Source organism: Amycolatopsis sp. NPDC043889 (assembly GCF_056435645.1).
Genome location: NZ_JBWKEC010000012.1, coordinates 147,642 through 162,962, shown reverse-complemented (window position 1 = coordinate 162,962; position 15,321 = coordinate 147,642). Strand labels below are relative to the sequence as shown.

The window sequence follows — 15,321 nt, the reverse complement described above, 5'->3', positions numbered from 1 at the left end:
CGGTGTTGACGAAGTTCTGACAGTCCGCTGACGGCTCGCCGTCAGATCCAGCCGGGCAACGGAAGGGTGAGTTGCCCGGGGTCGTCCGGCGGTGCGGTCTCGTAGCGCGGCGGCGTCGCCGACAACCCGATCGGGTTGCGGGTCAGCCGCACCGACGTGCCGTCGGGCCGGGGGAGATCGACCGTCGGGCTCAGGCCGAGCCGTTCGGCCAGCGCGAACGCGCCCGCGATGTCGTTGACCTCCCCGGCGGGCACCCCGGCCGCGCTCAACTCCGCCGCCCACTCGGCCGCCGGACGCTTGCCGAGATGCGTTTCGAGCAGCGCGCGGAGTTCGGCCCGGTGCTCGACCCGCGCCGGATTGGTCGCGAACCGGGTGTCGCCCGCGAGCTCCGGCAGGCCGATGACCTCGCACAACGCCGCGAACTGCCGGTCGTTGCCGACGGCGAGCGCGAGTTCGTGATCGGCGCAGGGGACGAGTTCGTAGGGCGCGATGCTGGGATGCCGGTTGCCCATCCGCGCCGGGACCGTCCCGCCGGAGGTGTAGGCGCTGCCCTGGTTGACCAGCGCCGCGAGCAGGCTGGACAGCAGGTTGATCTCGACCCGCTGCCCCTGCCCGGTCCGGTCGCGATGGCGCAGGGCGGCGAGGATGCCGACACTCGCGAACAGCCCGGCCAGGACGTCGACGAGTGCGACGCCGACCTTCTGCGGCTCGCCCGCCGGGTCGCCGGTGATGCTCATCAGCCCGCCGACGGCCTGGATGAGCAGATCGTAACCGGGCAGCGCGGCGCCGCCGCCGGAGCCGAAACCCGTGATGGAGCAAAGGACGAGGCCGGGATTCGCCGCCAGCAGGACCTCCGGGCCGAGCCCGAGCCGATCCATCACGCCGGGCCGGAAGTTCTCGACCACGACGTCGGCATCCAGCGCGAGCGCGCGGGCCTGGGCGAGATCGCCGGGGTCGCCGAGGTCCAGCGCCACGCTCGTCTTGTTCCGGTTCACCGACTGGAAGTACGTCGCCTGACCGGCGGCGTCGTAGGGCGGTCCCCAGCTGCGGGTGTCGTCGCCGGTGCCCGGCCGCTCGACCTTGATCACCGTCGCGCCGAGGTCGGCCAGCAGCATGGTGGCGAACGGGCCGGCGAGCACCCGCGAGAAGTCGAGGACGAGCAGCGGGCCGAGAGCGGTTTCGGGCATGTGCCCGACCCTAAGCGGCCGTTCGCGTCTTCGAAGTTGTGATCGCGCTCACGAAAGGGCGGTTCTCCCATTACTTTCCTCTAGGTACCTACTATCACCGGGAAGGTAGCTTCGGTCGCGTCAACGAAACGCGAACCGAGGAGTGACCATGATCGTGGTGACCGGAGCGACCGGGAACGTAGGACGGCTGCTGGTGGAAAACCTTGTCGCCGCAGGAGAAGAAGTGACGGCGGTGTCGCGCCGGATCTCGCCGTCGGACGTGCCGGAGGGTGTGCGGACCGTGCGGGCCGATCTCGCCCGTACCGAAGGACTGAAGGAGATATTCGCCGGAGCGGACCGGGTTTTCCTTCTGACGTCGGGAGAATTCCTGGCGGCGGGCGGTGACGTCGCCGAGGTCGTCGCTGCCGCCGGTGAAGCCGAGATCGTGCTCCTGTCCTCCCAAGGGGTCGCGACCGGGCGGCACGCGCCCGCGTTCGAGGAGGCGGTCAAGACGGCGAGTCCGAAGTGGACGGTGCTGCAGCCGGGAGGCTTCGCGTCGAACGCCTTCCAGTGGGCGCCGGCGATCCGGGCCGATCGCGTCGTCGCCGCGCCGTTCGGCGACGTCGCGCTGCCCGTCATCGACCCGGCGGACATCGCCGACGTCGCGGCGGCCGTGCTGCGGGAACCCGGACACCACGGCCGGACCTACGTGCTCACCGGACCCGAACCGATCTCGCCCCGGCGGCAGGCGGCGGATCTCGGCGACGCGCTCGGCGAACCGCTGCGATTCGCCGAACTGGGCGAAGACGAGGCCCGCACCGCGATGTCGGAGTTCATGCCGCCGGTGGTCGTGGAGGCCACGCTTTCGATCCTCGGCAGGCCGACGGAGGAGGAGCAGCGGGTCAGCCCCGACGTCGAGAAGGTGCTCGGACGACCGGGGCGCACCTTCGCCGACTGGGCGGCGCGGAACGCGGCGGCGTTCAAGCGACTACTGAGGGGTAAGGCAAAAGCGACATGATCTAGTCAGCGGCGAGAGTAGGCTCGCCAAGAGGCCCGGGGCGCTCCTGACCGTCCATAAGGTACACCAAACCAGGCGCCGGTATCCATTTTGGATACTTTGAGTGACTTTGCGCGGGGTCGTGAGTGGCAATGAGCGTTCTATTGAGGGGTAAGTCAAATGTGGCGTGATCGGGCCTCTGCGGTGGAGCACCCCTTCGCTGGGGCAACAGCAGAGAGGCGGCCTTCGCGGCATGGTTCCGGACTGGCCGGCAGGAGTCAGCTGCGCTCTGAGTGTCCACAAGGGATGCTTTCCGGCGACGAAATGTCTACTTTGAGGCCATATGACCCGTTTGGTGGTCGTGAGTGGCGTTTCGGGTTGGAACCCGAAACGCCACTCACGACCCCCTGTCCGACCGGAACTGAAGGCTCCTTTCATCGCATCAGACAAGGCGAAGGGAGCCTTCAGCCCACCACCAGTCCTTCTTGCGAACACGACACGTTTGACTTTCTCCTTGATAACCCTCATTGCCACTCAAGACCCCCGCGCCAAACCGTGCATACGAGCACCAATCTGGCATTTTGCCGCACAAAAGTGTCCCTTGTGGACACTCAAGGCACGGCTCCCGTGGTCGATCCGGAACCCCGGCACGAAGACCTTCCGTCTCCCCTTGAATCAGCGAAGAGTGTCTTCATCACAGAGTCTGCACAACGCTACCTTTGCCTTACTCCTCACTACTTGAGTACCAGCGACCGCGTCATCTGCTTGAAGGCGGGAAGCTGGTCGCCGTCCTTGGCCGGGTCGAAATCGCCGCCGACGAGGATGTACCCGGTTTCGGTGAACGTCATGACGGCGTAGGTGGTCTTGCCCTTGCTGTCGTGGCCGACGATCTCGAAACCGGGCATCCCCGCGATCGTCACCTCGGTCACCGTGTCGGCGGACGGCGCCGACGGCATCTTCCCGAACCTGTCGACCGCGTAGCCACGCTTGTCCTCGGGCAGTCGCGGATCGCCCATCGACGGTGAGGCGATGAGTTTGGGGCCGCCTTGCGCGCCACGGGTGAAGCTGAGGCTCGCGGTGGATTCCTTCCGCTGGTAGCCCGCCGCGGGGGTCAGGTCGAAGCCGATGCTTCCCGGCGCGGTTTCGGTGCTCCAGCGGGCGCCGGTGATGGCCTTCTTGAAGTCGTCGACGGTCAGCGGATCTCCCGGTTCGAGGGTGCCGGTGATGATCACCAGCACGTCCCCGGCGGCGAGGAGCGCGTTGACCTTGGCGAAGGTGCCCATCGAGGCCCGCTGGACACCGCTGGTCAGGTAGGCCGGGAACCCGGCGATCGTGGTCTCGACCGGTTTCTCCAGATCGAGCCCCTTCTGCCGGGCCTGTTCGCTGGTGAAGCCGGCCGCTATCTCGGTCATCGCTTCGCGGGCCGGTTTGCCGCTCGTGGGCTGCTCCACGACCACGATGGAGGTCCCGGAGTTCGACCGGCCGAGGCCGGGCAGACTCGGCTCCACGTGCATGCCCTCCGGAACCGGTAGCGAAATCCGGGTGCGCGGGATGGCCTGCTCGGTCCCGGTGGGAGCCGCCGTGGTCGCCGGACTCGACGCCGCGGTGCTCGGCACAGAGACATGGCCGGTTTTCTGCGTGCTTCCGCATCCGGCGACGAACAAGATCAAGACAGCACAGGACACGGAACGAAGACGCACTGATTCCCCCTTGGATTCACGGGGACTTTACGCCATGGGGCCGGTGAGCAGCGTCTCGATTTCGTCGACGCTGTCCCGGTGCGCCGCGGTCATCAGCAGGCGGTGCGCGAGGTCCGGCTCGGTCTCCGGCGGGACGACCAGCAGGGTCAGCCGCCGCCTGCCCGCGGTGCCGATCACCGTCACGGTGCTGGGGTGTTGCGAGCGGAACCCTTCGAGCCGGACCTTTCCGCTCTCGACGACGAGCCGCCGGGGAGTGGACGGCCAGGCCGTGAGGTTGTAGGTCACCCGCTCGACGTGTTCCAGCTGGGCGGCCAGTACCACCAGCAGGAACGGCAGTTCCGCGGCGAGGTCACGGGAGGCGGGCCACCACGCGCCGTCGACGTGACCGGTCGCGGACGCTTTGGGCTTCAGGCGCAGGCGGGCGACATGTTTCGGAGGGGCAACGGTGTTCCTGTGCGAGACCGTCGTCATGGCGGTGCTCCGTCCCGGGCCGAGCGGCCGGATGGGGCCGAGGACGACGCGGACTCGAACGCCTGCGCACGAGATGCTCTCGGATACCCTGAGTCTACGCCACGCCCCTGCGTTTAGACTGAAGGTCTATTTAAGGGGCCCCAAGTGGACCAACTCACTCTCGGCGTAATTTGTCACTCGCGAAAAGAAAACGAGTGGCGGCTTCCGATCCATCCGCGACATCTCGAGCGGATCGACCCTGGTCTCCGAAAGTCGATTTTTCTCGAAAACGGCTACGGTGAACGCTTCGGCATTCCGGACGAGGACCTCGCGCCCCTGGTCGGGGGGACGCGTTCCCGTGAACGACTGATCGCGGACTGCGACGTCATCCTCCTGGCCAAACCCCTCGCCGACGATCTGGCCGATCTACGGCCGGGGCAGATCCTGTGGGGCTGGCCGCACTGCGTCCAGGACGACAAGCTCACGCAGCTGGCCATCGACCGGAAGCTGACCCTCATCGCCTTCGAAGCGATGAACCATTGGCGCCGTGACGGTTCTTTCGGCCTGCACGTCTTCCACAAGAACAACGAATTGGCGGGCTATTGCTCGGTGCTGCACGCGCTTCAGCTGATCGGCTCGACGGGCGACTACGGCCGTCGTCTCCGAGCGGTCGTGATCGGCTTCGGCGCGACGGCGCGCGGTTCGGTGACGGCGTTGAACGCGCACGGGATCCACGACGTGCACGTCCTCACCCATCGCGGCGTCACCGCGGTCGGGTCGCCGATCCACTCGGCGAACATCGTGCATCTCGACCACGATCTGAAGGGCCCGGCGGACCTCCGCCGCAGTCACGCGATCACGGAGGACGGCCGCGTGCCGCTGGCGGAGTTCCTCGCCGGGCACGACGTCGTCGTCAACTGTGTACTGCAGGACCCTAAGGCGCCGTTGACGTTCCTCGTGGAGGAAGACCTCGCCGCATTCCGGCACGGGAGCCTCATCGTCGACGTTTCCTGTGACGAGGCTATGGGTTTCGGCTGGGCCAAGCCGACGACGTTCACGGAGCCGACCTTCCAGGTCCGCGGCGTCACCTACTACGCCGTCGACCACAGCCCGTCCTACCTCTGGGACTCGGCGACCTGGGAGATCAGCGGTGCCCTGCTGCCGCATCTGGAGCGGGTGCTGGCGGGGCGCTCCGCGTGGGCCGCCGACCCGACGCTCGACCGGGCGATCGAGATCAGGGAAGGCACGATCCGGAATCCCGACATCCTGGCCTTCCAGCACCGCTCGCCGGAGTATCCGCACGCGCACCGGTGAGCCCGCCGATGAGAAAGTTCTCATCGAGCCCTCATCGGTGACTCACCCGCGCCGGGCAGCCTGGTGGTATGCGAGTCCGAATGATCGTCCTGGCCGGGGTCGCCGCCGTCGTGGTGGCGGCCACCGGCACGTTCGCCGTCATCGCGGCCACCGCGGCCTCGCCACCCGACCTCGGCCCGGCGGTCGTCGCCCCGGCAGGGCAGGCCGTCACCGGGCCGGGTGAAGCGGGTGCCCCGCCCGCTGTCGTCCCGCCCCGGCTGGCCGGACACGACGACGACCTCGATGATGGCGATGACCATGCCGGTGACGACCATTTCGACTTCGACCTCGACGACTGAGCCGGGCCGATGAGCGCCCGCGCCCGGATCCTCGCGTGGGTCCTGCTGGTCGTGCTGCTCGCGCTCGCCGGATCGCTGCTGGCCACCCGCACCGTCCTGCACAACCAGCTCGACCAGCGCCTCGACAACGAGATCGCGCACGAGACCGGCAAGCTCAGGGCCTTCCTGGCGTCGCCCGATGCCCGTCCGGCAGGGCAGCCCGCCACCGTCGAGGCGGTCCTCGGCCGTCACCTGGAACGGAACCTGCCCGAGAAGTACGAGACGTTCTTCTCGATCAGCGACGGCGCCGCGTCGAGGCGGAGCGCGATCGAGCCGCCGGTCCGGCTCGACACCGACCCGAAGTTCGTCGCGGAACTGTCCCGGGCGACGAGCCCGGCGTACGGCACGGTCACCACCGCGGTCGGATCCGCGCGGTACGGCGTCGTCCCGGTGACCATCGAGGGCACGCCGGGCCGCGGCGCGCTGGTGATCGTCGAGTTCGTCGACCACGCCGCCGGCGAGATCAACGACGTCGTCGGCGTGATGGCCGCGATGTCCGGGGCCGCGCTCGTGCTGGCCGGGCTGATCGGCTGGCTGGTCACCGGCCGCATCCTCGCACCGGTGCGGGAGGTCCGGCTGGCCGCCGAGCAGATCGGCGAGACCGATCTGTCGCGCCGGATCGAGGTCCGCGGCTCGGACGACGTCGCCGCGCTCGGGCGCACCTTCAACACGATGCTGGACCGGCTCGAAAGCGCCTTCGCCGGGCAGCGCGAGTTCATCGACGACGCCGGGCACGAACTGCGCACGCCGATCACCATCGTCCGCGGCCATATCGAACTGATGGGTGAAGATCCCGAGGAGAACGCCGCCACGCGGCATCTGGTCCTCGACGAACTCGGGCGTATGCAACGGATCGTGGACGACCTGCTCGTCCTCGCGAAGTCCGGCGGCCCCGACTTCCTCACGCCCGGTGAGACCGACCTCGCCGATCTCACGGTGGAGACCCTCGCCAAATCCCGTCCGCTGGCCGACCGCGTCTGGCGGCTCGACGCGGTCGCCGAGGTGAAGGTCCGCGCGGACGGCCAGCGGCTCGCGCAGGCGTTGCTGCAACTGGTCTCCAACGCCGTCCGGCACACCTCTCCCGGCCAGGAGATCGCCCTCGGTTCGGAGGTGACCGCGACGACGGCGCGCCTTTGGGTCCGCGACACCGGCGAGGGGGTCCCGCCGGATTCGAGAAGCCGGATCTTCGAACGGTTCAAACGCGGCAGCAACTCGAACGGCGACGACGGCGCCGGGCTCGGCCTGGCGATCGTCGCCGCGATCGCCGAAGCGCACGGTGGCCGTGTCCTGCTCGACACCGTGCCCGGCGAAGGCGCACGGTTCACCATGGAGATCCCCGTCGCGGAAGGTGCGGACCGGTGACCAGTGTGCTCGTGGTGGAGGATTCCGCCCGGATCGGCGCGTTCGTGGAGAAGGGCCTGCGGGCGCAGGGTTTCGCGACCCGCTGGGTCAAGACCGGCTCCGAGGGGCTGACCGAGGCGCTGACCGGCACGCACGGCCTCGTCGTCCTCGACCTCGGGCTCCCGGACCTCGATGGTTCGGATCTGCTGCGGGCCCTGCGGGCGGCGGGCCGGACGGTGCCGGTGATCATCCTGACCGCGCGGGACAGCGTCGTCGACCGCGTGGCCGGGCTGTCCGGCGGCGCCGACGACTATCTGGCCAAACCGTTCGCCTTCGAAGAACTGCTGGCCCGGATCCGCCTGCGGCTACGGGGAAATCCCGAAGCCGAGCCGGCGGTGCTGCGCGCCGGGGAGCTCTCGCTCGACCTGCGCACGCGGTGGCGGGGGAGGAGAAGGACCTCACCGCCCGCGAGTTCGCGCTGCTGGAGACGTTGCTGCGGAATCGTGGCCAGGTACTGTCCCGGGAACAGTTGCTCGGCGGGGTCTGGGGTTTCGACTTCGACCCCGGATCGAACGTGGTGGACGTCTACATCCGTTACCTGCGCGGGAAGATCGGCGCCGAGCGGATCGAAACCGTGCGAGGCATGGGATATCGGCTCGGTGAGTCCGGATGAGACGGTTCTCATCCGGCTCTCACAGCGGTCTCTTCTTCCTCCGCCACAGTGGTTTTCATGACCACGACACTGCTTCATCTCGCTGTCGACCTCGTCGTCGCCGTCATCCTCGCGTACGGCATCTACGCCCGTCGCCACCACCGCGGTGATCTTGCCTGCGCTTATCTCGCGCTGAACGTCGGCGTCTGCGTTTCGGTCGCCGTGCTGCTCTCCGTGTCGACCGCGAGCGCGCTCGGACTCGGCCTGTTCGGCGTGCTGTCGATCATCCGGCTGCGGTCCGATTCGATCAGTCAGCAGGAGGTCGCGTACTACTTCGTCGCGCTGGTGCTGGGGCTGGTGAACGGATTGCCGTCCGCGGACTGGCGGATCGTCGCGGTCTTCAACGTCCTGCTGCTCGCCGTCATGTACGTCGCGGACCACCCGTCGCGCACGCGCGGCCCGCAGCGGCGCACGGTCGTGCTCGACGCCGTGTACCCCGACGAACAGACGATGCTGATGGAACTGCGGGCGCGGCTCGCCGGAACGGTCGTGCGGCACAGTGTGTCCGAAGTGGACTATGTTCGTGAGGTGACCGTCGTCGGCGTCCGGTTCCGCCCGGACGCCTCCGTCGTCGTCCACGGCGCCCCGGCGGGGCAGCGGTGAGCGGACGCGCAACGGCCACCGTCGCGGTGGTGGCGAAAGGGCTTCCGTCGCTGTCGCTGGCCGAAGTCGTCGCCACGAGCGGGCTGATGAGCCGGACGGACCGCAAGTACGTCCTGCCGCTCAACGACTTCCTGGCCGTCACCGAAGTTCTTTCGCTGCGCTGCCTCGAGATCGACGGGCAACGCGTGTTCGGCTACTCGTCGACGTATTTCGACACCCCGGACCTCGCGATCTACCGGGCGCACCGGCAGGACCGGCGGCGCCGGTTCAAGATCCGCACCCGGACCTACACCGACTCGGCCGACACCTACTGCGAGCTCAAGGTCAGCGGGAAGCGCGACGAGACGGTCAAGGTCCGCCGTCCGCACCCGGCCGAGGCGGCGCACGGCCTGACCGCGCCCGCGCTTACGGCCGCCCGGCGCCCCGGCCGCTGACTCCCGCGCTGATCACCGACTACCGGCGGACCACCCTCGTCGCCGATGCGCGGATCATCTGCGACACGTCGCTGGTCTGGCGTTCGGGTTCGCGGAGCCTCGCCGCCGGGGGTGATCTGGTGCTGCTGGAGGTGAAGTCGGCGGCCGAGCGCAACAGCGTCACCGACGCGCTGGCGAAACTGCGGATCCGGGAGCAGTCGGTGAGCAAGTACTGCGCGGGCCTGGTGGTGCTGGGGCTGGCCACCGGCGGGAACCGGTGGCGACCTGCGCTGCGGCGGCTCGGCGTGGCGTAACGATCGCGGCATGGCCGCCGACCCAAGCTGTCGGGCCGTCCGGCCCCCAGTGAGGGAAGACGAACATGAGGACCAGGGAAAGGCCGCGCTCGCCGTGGCGGGGCTGGCCGTCGCCGCGGCCGGAGGCACCGTGTTCGCCGGGACTTCCGGCGCCGTCGGCCCGTCGCCGTCACCGAGCGTGCAGGCCGCGGAGACGTCGTGCGTGACCGACGGAGCCGGGATGTGCACCGTGCGGCACGCGCTGGGCGCGGTCCCGGCGGTGGTGGTCGTCTCGGCGAACACGCCGGGACAGTTCAACGCGTACATGCTGAACACGGTGCAGGGTTCGTACACGGCGACCACGTTCCAGGTGCGGGCGATGTTCACCCAGACCACGCCGAAGGCCGGCGGCTGACCGTCCAAAGAGGACCGGTAATCGACTACCTCGGCGGCGGCTGGTCGTCCAGCTCATCGGAGAGGATCGCGTCGACGCGGAGACCGGCTCGCCGCAGTATCCGGATGCTCGCCCTCAGTAACACCACTACGCCGAGGACGGCCACGACACCGAGCCCGATGGCGACCGGATTCGCCACGAGCGCCTCCCTGCCCGATGGGCCCGGGCGGCGTGCCGCCCGGCGCTGGTCCCTGAAACCTAGACGAGCCGGCTTCGCCCGGCGCCGGAAACCAGCTGATCGGCCTAGGCGATCGTGGCAGGTGAGCGCTGTGATAACTTGGAGCGAACTGGGACTTCTGTGCGTTCGCAAACCCGCTGTTCGGGCTGGGACGGCTCCCGCGGAGGTGTCAGGGCACCGTTGGGGCCGGTAGCTCAGTTGGTTAGAGCAGGGGACTCATAATCCCTTGGCCGTCGGTTCGAGCCCGACCCGGCCCACCACGTCAACATCGTTGCCGACCTGCAGGGATGTTGGTCCTTCGGCGGCAATTCTCCTAGGCGTTAATCGCGGTTGGGCTCCGTTTCGTCTCCGTTTGCTCCGGTGTGCCGTTCCTCGCCCCTGTCGACCGTGGTGACATGATCACGCCAACGGGCGGATGGCGCCGGGGTGGTGGTGCTCGGGTGATGGCCGAAGGTTGCTCATCGGCGGTCGCGGGGAGTACGTAGCGCCGCGAGGGTCAGCATCTCGACGATCGTGAGCGCCGCGGCGCGGTGTGCCGGTTCTCGGGTGGCGGATGGCGACCAGGTTTGCACGGCTACTACCGGCTCTTCCCGAGCTGTATCCGTGGCGACTCGGTGATGCAGCGTGGATCACGCCTTGCCGCCGTCGGCCTTGCTTGCCGATGAACCGGCGCCAGGTTGCGCTCTCGGGCTCCCTTGTGGCTTGGCCCTCGTGGTGTGGCGGCGTAGCGTTCTGGGGGCGGTGTGCCGGTGACCCAGATTCTGCCAGGAGCGGGCTTTTCCGGAGGGATCGCCTGCGTTGCAAATCGTTTCAGCACCATTCAGGTTGGAATACCGGCTGGTAGAGGTTGCGAGTGGTACCGCCGCTCCCGGAGTATCGGCGACGCACCAGCAATCAACAGCATGGCTCGCGGCCTGCTGTGCAGTGCTTGAGGAGGGCGGGAAACCGTGGCGAGCATCTTCGGGAATCACCTCGGATGGGTTCCACAGCCGGCGCCTGCGGTTGCCATGAAATCCGCAGGTGGTACGGGGGGCTTCCTCTTCGTGGGAATGATGGCTCCTGCGGCGCCGATCGGTCAGCTCCTCGCTTGGGTTTCGGTTCTGTCGACGCATGTCCATTTCGGACCGTCCACAGAGGTCGTTCCGAGCCGCACGCTCCGGAAGGCTTTTGAAGATGAAGTCGCGTTGCGCGAAGCCGATGGCACTCGGGCATTGATGAGCATGGGCATGGACTTCGTGCTCTCGTCTGCCTTGTCGCTTGCGGCGGTCGTGCTGGAGCAGGATTTGGGCCCGAATCGCCTGCCCTGGGCGGACCGCTGCTCGCCGCGCCCTGCTCCAGGGCAACCGTCCGCACGGATCGTCAGGGATTCCGCTCTCCGCGGCGCCGGCCTGGGCTCTCGGCCGACGCGGCCACTGCGGCGGCAGGATGCCGGCCTCTCGTGCGGATGCTGGGCAGGGCACTCTCACTACTTCTGCCCCGAGCCAACCGGTGGTGGGATGGCATCGGCGATTGCCAGGCTGGTGGATCCCTCGTATCGAGAGCGGAATCCGCTGACCAAGCCAGCGTGGCTTGACGCCCTCTCTTTCATTTTCGGAGACCGGTACGCACTCGGGATCGTAGGGACAGGCCGAACGGGCAGGCGAAGCTTGGTTGCTGCCGCGGAGAACCAGGATCTCGGCATACACCATGGCCGTACCCCGTTCGGCGACTCCGCGCAACGGTCGTACGCTTCGCCGCTGCCGCTGCCGCTGCCGCTGCCGCCGCTGCCGCCGCTGCACATGTTCGTCAGCCTCTCCGGTCGCGGCAAGAGTCACACGCAGCAGTGGCTTCAGCTGATCCTACGGCTGGAGCGCGACGCAGAACATGCCGATCAGCTCGCCACACTGGTCCATTGCAACCGCCGAGCCGCCCGCATACGCCGCCACGACGAGCACCTGATGGTCATCCCCGGCGCCGAGCCGGGCAGACGGTCCGGCCGGTCGGTGTCCGGGATCGAGAAGTACGAACGGATCGCCGTGCGGAACCCACCGTGCCGTTCACTGGCTGGACAACGACGAGCCAGGCCTTCGGGCCACGATGGGACGCTCGGGGTGACAGGTTCGCATACGGATTTGGTTGCGCGCGATTCCCAGCCTCAGTTTGGAGGCGGAACCAGCGGAATCGTTGTCATCGACGATGGGGTGATCACCGTCGGTCCGCTGGACCTCTTCCGGACCGCGCTGGTGGAGCGGCCGTCGCCCGTGGGTCAGGAATTACGCGCAAGCCTGCTGCTCTCCAATCTCTCAAACAGCGTTGTCACGGTCGCGGGAATCGGAGCCAGACCAGCGGCTGAACTCGACGGAGCACATCGGCTCTGGGGTGGACAACGCCGCCACGGATCGTTGGCCTCGCAGCCCCGCAACGTGGTGGTTGTGCCACCGTTGGCGACGTGCCCCCCAGTCATCGAGGAATGCGAGGACACCGGACTCGAGTTCACTCCTTCGGTTGGCGAGTCAGCCAGCCGCGTCGAAGCGCACGAGCCTGTCTGCTCACGATCCGTTCACTGCGACGGCATCAGCCGTCGCTCCCGGTCGACGACGGGACTCAGTAGGCGTGCGAGCCGACCCGGTCACCTGGGGAACCGGCCGAACCGGGGAGCGGCACGCGGCGATTGGGTCCGGCCGCATGCCGCGCGTGCTGGGACGGCTGGCATGGTGCGGAGGTCCACACCGATGCCGGGAGCCTGCGGCGCGCGACCCGCATCGCCTCTCGCTGCGATGTCGACGTCGGCATCCGCAGGTGACTGGCGGCGGCCGCGGACAGCGCTGGGGCCGGCTGCAGCACCTGCGATGACATGCCCGGTCGAGGGTTCATAACGGAAGTATCGTTGCGAAGTCTGTTGCGGCTGCCACCTTCCGGACGTACCGTGGGAATAGGTAACCCCGACCTCCGCAGGAGTCTCTGACCTGCGCTGATAGAACTCCATAGTCTCCCGTTCAAATCCAATCCGTGGTGCGGTTGAGTTTGCTCGGGGATCAGGAAAGCCTCCGCGTCTCGTCAGCGCAGGGGGCTTTCCCCTTTCAGGGGCAATCGTTTTCCCGCGCGAACCTCGTAACGAGGTGACGGCCATGGCTCTGAATATAGAACGTTCGCAACCGTCGTCACGGTCATGACATTTTGATGCGGTCTTACTATGCGAGCCGCCACGTTATTGGATCAGGATTGATCCAAATTTAGGCTATCTATTTTTCGGCCTGACTCGAATTTGGAGGGCTACTTTCCGGTTGCTAACGTGATGAGAGCCTGAGCATCTGCTCCGGATTTCGCTCGATTATCACTGAAAGTGACATGTGGTTGTCGATGAATAACCGGCCGCCCTTTTCATGGCGTCTCAGAACGTTCCAATTTCCGCTCATCCTGATATCCGGCTAAGAGTTGGGTTGGCTCCGATTGCCGGGCTCGGAGCGATTCATGTATTACTTGGGGTGGCGAGTCGGTTGCTTTGACGGGTGGCCGATGGTCTCGCCGAAAAATCCGCACCACGGACTGGTTTGAATGGGAGGAGGTGATCTTCCATGAACATTCGCATCATCGGTGTCGTCCTGGTACTCGCGACGATGCTGCTCTTCCTCGCGGAAGCGATGGCCTTCGGGCACGACCTGGGTACCGCTGTCGGCTTTGCGGGCGCGGTAGCCCTGGTGGCTGCAGAAGTTGTTCGCCGAGGGCTCGGCGGCGGAGACGGTGACGGGTTCGTCCCGGCCATCTGCCGGCCGTAAGTCCGAGCGAATGCCGTGAGGTGAGAGCGTCCAGACGGACGTGCTCACCTCACGGCGCGGCTACCCATTTTTCAGTCGTACCAGGGAGATCATCATGTCAGACCGCAAGTTCACGCCGGACGTCGGCGAGGTCGTGCAGTTCCTCCGCGACCTCGGCACGATCAAGGTGTACGCCGGCGATCCATCGCTGGCGACGATCAGGAAGCGCGGCAAGGACCTCGCGATGAACGGCCGGAAGGTCACTGAGGTCTCGAACGCGACGCTGAGCCGGATGTTCACAGGGACGGCGTTGCCCAGATGGGAGTCCGTCGAGTTCTTCCTGCGTGCGTGTGGGATCGACGAACGAGAGGTCGAGACGATCTGGCTGCCGCGGTGGGCCCTGCTGAAGGCCGGCCCGGAAGCAGCGGTCCGGCCCGGCGCGGCACCGTCGCGATCGTGCGGGCACGCGTGCGAGACGTGCGAGACGGAGACGTCCAGGAGCACGGCGACCCGCCCGCAGCTGACCGTCGTGACCGCCTAACCGGACGCACTACCAGCAGGGGGCCCCGCCGACGACCCGTCGGCGGGGCCCCCTGCTGGTAGTGCAGCACCGAATCATGAGCCTCCGATGCCCTCGTCCGGTCGAGCGTCCGCATGAAACGGATCTGGGAAGTCCTTGTCACCTCTACCTGCTTTCGATGGCGCGACCGTCTAAGATCTCGCCCTCGACGTCCTTGGGGGTCGGCGCCGGCGGCATCACCTTCCTCGATCTCGAAGACGAAACCGGCATGCTCAACATCGTCGTGACCCAGCGCCTCTTTCACCGGAGTAGGACGGTGTTGCTGGCGAGCAACGCGTTGCTGATCCGCGGAATCGCTCAGGTGACCGAGGGAACCTGCACCGTCGTCGCGGATCAGGTGCGGCCGTTGGATCTGCAGGGTCTGGTGTCGAAGTCGCGTGATTTCCGGTGACCGGGGCGAACCGGGAGTGGCGGACGCTGGAGGTGCCGATCCGGCCAGGGGCGGGCGCCCCGAAGCGGTGACCGTTGGGTCACGACCTGGCGGTCGGCGGGGTACGGCAGGGTTGGTCGCAGGACTATCGGGCGCCGGAGTGGTTGTGCGAGGCCTGCCACGCTCTTGCGGGTGATGGCGGCGTCTGGGCGGTGGTCGACACCGCTGTCGAGCGGCAGGTCATGGAAACCGGTGTGGACGAGTACGGGTTGAGGTTGGTCGTCGTGCCCCCACCTGTTGCGGCGGGCACCGGAGTCATCCAGCTTCGTTTAGGGCACACGGTTTTCGGTGAAGTTCGCCTGTCGTTATGCCCGGTCGATAGGCGGGCGATCTTCGTGCACGTCGAGGTCGAGGAGAAACACCGTCGTCGCGGCGCGGGACGTGTGCTGGTGAACGCCGCCCTGGACCGAGGAGCCCGGTATGACTGGACGATGCTCCCGATCGGGCGGGATCCGGTCGCCGTCGGTTTCTGGGCCCGGGTCGGAGCGGCCGGGCCAGCGAGTCCGCATCCGTGCACGCATCAGATCGAAGCGAAAGTGGTCCCCGCCGAGGCGCGCTGGACGAAGTGGTGGTGACCGG

The 15,321-nt window shown here is 67.5% G+C and carries 17 protein-coding genes, 1 tRNA gene and 1 pseudogene; 14 read left to right on the top strand and 5 right to left on the bottom strand.

All coding sequences use genetic code 11. The features are described from left to right. Positions 1-41: 41 nt before the first annotated feature. Positions 42-1,187: a CaiB/BaiF CoA transferase family protein gene (locus AC0685_RS23100; RefSeq protein WP_478227428.1), complete on the bottom strand. Its 1,146-nt coding sequence runs from the start codon at positions 1,185-1,187 to the stop codon at positions 42-44. A gap of 148 nt (positions 1,188-1,335) precedes the next feature. Between AC0685_RS23100 and AC0685_RS23095 the strand changes: the two genes are divergently transcribed. Beyond that, on the top strand, positions 1,336-2,184 hold the full coding sequence (locus AC0685_RS23095) for an NAD(P)H-binding protein (RefSeq protein ID WP_478227427.1): 849 nt from the start codon (positions 1,336-1,338) through the stop codon (positions 2,182-2,184). Positions 2,185-2,897: 713 nt separating this feature from the next. Here AC0685_RS23095 and AC0685_RS23090 read toward each other — a convergent pair. Both AC0685_RS23090 and AC0685_RS23085 read right to left on the bottom strand, forming a co-directional pair. Continuing rightward, positions 2,898-3,833, bottom strand: coding sequence for a hypothetical protein (locus tag AC0685_RS23090; RefSeq protein ID WP_478227426.1), 936 nt, complete (start codon positions 3,831-3,833; stop codon positions 2,898-2,900). Between the two features lie 57 nt (positions 3,834-3,890). Further along, entirely contained in the window at positions 3,891-4,334 is a 444-nt protein-coding gene (locus AC0685_RS23085; protein WP_478227425.1) for a DUF5994 family protein, read from the bottom strand. Positions 4,335-4,478: 144 nt separating this feature from the next. Here AC0685_RS23085 and AC0685_RS23080 point away from each other — a divergent pair, with 144 nt between their 5' ends. The 8 genes and pseudogenes from AC0685_RS23080 to AC0685_RS23045 all read left to right on the top strand — a co-directional run bounded on the left by AC0685_RS23080 (position 4,479) and on the right by AC0685_RS23045 (position 9,781). After that, complete coding sequence (locus AC0685_RS23080; RefSeq protein WP_478227424.1) at positions 4,479-5,627, top strand: N(5)-(carboxyethyl)ornithine synthase; 1,149 nt, start codon at positions 4,479-4,481, stop codon at positions 5,625-5,627. Between the two features lie 68 nt (positions 5,628-5,695). Beyond that, a complete protein-coding gene (locus tag AC0685_RS23075; RefSeq protein ID WP_478227423.1) occupies positions 5,696-5,965 on the top strand; it encodes a hypothetical protein in 270 nt (89 codons plus the stop codon). Positions 5,966-5,974: 9 nt separating this feature from the next. Continuing rightward, the gene (locus AC0685_RS23070; protein ID WP_478227422.1) at positions 5,975-7,366 is read left to right on the top strand and encodes a sensor histidine kinase; all 1,392 of its coding nucleotides are present in this window, start codon (positions 5,975-5,977) and stop codon (positions 7,364-7,366) included. After that, positions 7,363-8,018: pseudogene (locus AC0685_RS23065) on the top strand (response regulator transcription factor). The gene AC0685_RS23070 and the pseudogene AC0685_RS23065 overlap by 4 nt, the downstream one beginning before the upstream one ends. Before the next feature lie 57 nt (positions 8,019-8,075). Next, on the top strand, positions 8,076-8,660 hold the full coding sequence (locus AC0685_RS23060; RefSeq protein ID WP_478227421.1) for a DUF4956 domain-containing protein: 585 nt from the start codon (positions 8,076-8,078) through the stop codon (positions 8,658-8,660). Next, positions 8,657-9,094 carry a VTC domain-containing protein gene (locus tag AC0685_RS23055; protein ID WP_478227420.1) on the top strand — a complete coding sequence of 146 codons (438 nt, stop codon included), beginning with the start codon at positions 8,657-8,659 and terminating at the stop codon, positions 9,092-9,094. Before AC0685_RS23060 ends, AC0685_RS23055 begins: the two co-directional genes overlap by 4 nt. Continuing rightward, positions 9,091-9,387 (top strand): VTC domain-containing protein, encoded by a 297-nt coding sequence (locus AC0685_RS23050; RefSeq protein ID WP_478227483.1) that lies wholly within the window; start codon positions 9,091-9,093, stop codon positions 9,385-9,387. The genes AC0685_RS23055 and AC0685_RS23050 overlap by 4 nt, the downstream gene beginning before the upstream one ends. A gap of 10 nt (positions 9,388-9,397) precedes the next feature. Then, positions 9,398-9,781, top strand: a complete 384-nt coding sequence (locus AC0685_RS23045; protein WP_478227419.1) for a hypothetical protein — start codon at positions 9,398-9,400, stop codon at positions 9,779-9,781. A gap of 25 nt (positions 9,782-9,806) precedes the next feature. Here AC0685_RS23045 and AC0685_RS23040 read toward each other — a convergent pair whose 3' ends face one another. Continuing rightward, positions 9,807-9,959 carry a hypothetical protein gene (locus AC0685_RS23040; RefSeq protein ID WP_478227418.1) on the bottom strand — a complete coding sequence of 51 codons (153 nt, stop codon included), beginning with the start codon at positions 9,957-9,959 and terminating at the stop codon, positions 9,807-9,809. Positions 9,960-10,181: 222 nt separating this feature from the next. Between AC0685_RS23040 and AC0685_RS23035 the strand changes: the two genes are divergently transcribed. Continuing rightward, positions 10,182-10,258 (top strand) — tRNA-Ile (locus tag AC0685_RS23035). A 2,323-nt stretch (positions 10,259-12,581) separates the two neighbouring features. Here the strand turns inward: AC0685_RS23035 and AC0685_RS23030 are convergent. Continuing rightward, on the bottom strand, positions 12,582-12,851 hold the full coding sequence (locus tag AC0685_RS23030) for a hypothetical protein (protein WP_478227417.1): 270 nt from the start codon (positions 12,849-12,851) through the stop codon (positions 12,582-12,584). A 701-nt stretch (positions 12,852-13,552) separates the two neighbouring features. On the opposite strand from AC0685_RS23030, the gene AC0685_RS23025 reads away from it, so the two are divergent. The 4 genes from AC0685_RS23025 (at position 13,553) to AC0685_RS23010 (ending at position 15,317) form a co-directional block, all read left to right on the top strand. Beyond that, the gene (locus AC0685_RS23025; RefSeq protein ID WP_478227416.1) at positions 13,553-13,753 is read left to right on the top strand and encodes a hypothetical protein; all 201 of its coding nucleotides are present in this window, start codon (positions 13,553-13,555) and stop codon (positions 13,751-13,753) included. 94 nt (positions 13,754-13,847) lie between these two features. Then, the gene (locus AC0685_RS23020) at positions 13,848-14,273 is read left to right on the top strand and encodes a hypothetical protein (protein WP_478227415.1); all 426 of its coding nucleotides are present in this window, start codon (positions 13,848-13,850) and stop codon (positions 14,271-14,273) included. 157 nt (positions 14,274-14,430) lie between these two features. Continuing rightward, complete coding sequence (locus tag AC0685_RS23015) at positions 14,431-14,703, top strand: hypothetical protein (RefSeq protein WP_478227414.1); 273 nt, start codon at positions 14,431-14,433, stop codon at positions 14,701-14,703. Between the two features lie 74 nt (positions 14,704-14,777). Then, positions 14,778-15,317: a GNAT family protein gene (locus AC0685_RS23010; RefSeq protein ID WP_478227413.1), complete on the top strand. Its 540-nt coding sequence runs from the start codon at positions 14,778-14,780 to the stop codon at positions 15,315-15,317. Positions 15,318-15,321 lie beyond the last annotated feature (4 nt).

Bases quoted from the DNA above. Each gene is read 5' to 3' on its own strand.
- AC0685_RS23075 (WP_478227423.1), top strand. From the start codon at position 5,696: ATGCGAGTCCGAATGATCGTCCTGGCCGGGGTCGCCGCCGTCGTGGTG.
- AC0685_RS23045 (WP_478227419.1), top strand. From the start codon at position 9,398: ATGGCCGCCGACCCAAGCTGTCGGGCCGTCCGGCCCCCAGTGAGGGAA.
- AC0685_RS23025 (WP_478227416.1), top strand. From the start codon at position 13,553: ATGAACATTCGCATCATCGGTGTCGTCCTGGTACTCGCGACGATGCTG.
- AC0685_RS23100 (WP_478227428.1), bottom strand. From the start codon at position 1,187: ATGCCCGAAACCGCTCTCGGCCCGCTGCTCGTCCTCGACTTCTCGCGG.
- AC0685_RS23020 (WP_478227415.1), top strand. From the start codon at position 13,848: ATGTCAGACCGCAAGTTCACGCCGGACGTCGGCGAGGTCGTGCAGTTC.
- AC0685_RS23060 (WP_478227421.1), top strand. From the start codon at position 8,076: ATGACCACGACACTGCTTCATCTCGCTGTCGACCTCGTCGTCGCCGTC.
- AC0685_RS23015 (WP_478227414.1), top strand. From the start codon at position 14,431: ATGGCGCGACCGTCTAAGATCTCGCCCTCGACGTCCTTGGGGGTCGGC.
- AC0685_RS23030 (WP_478227417.1), bottom strand. From the start codon at position 12,851: ATGAACCCTCGACCGGGCATGTCATCGCAGGTGCTGCAGCCGGCCCCA.
- AC0685_RS23070 (WP_478227422.1), top strand. From the start codon at position 5,975: ATGAGCGCCCGCGCCCGGATCCTCGCGTGGGTCCTGCTGGTCGTGCTG.
- AC0685_RS23095 (WP_478227427.1), top strand. From the start codon at position 1,336: ATGATCGTGGTGACCGGAGCGACCGGGAACGTAGGACGGCTGCTGGTG.
- AC0685_RS23085 (WP_478227425.1), bottom strand. From the start codon at position 4,334: ATGACGACGGTCTCGCACAGGAACACCGTTGCCCCTCCGAAACATGTC.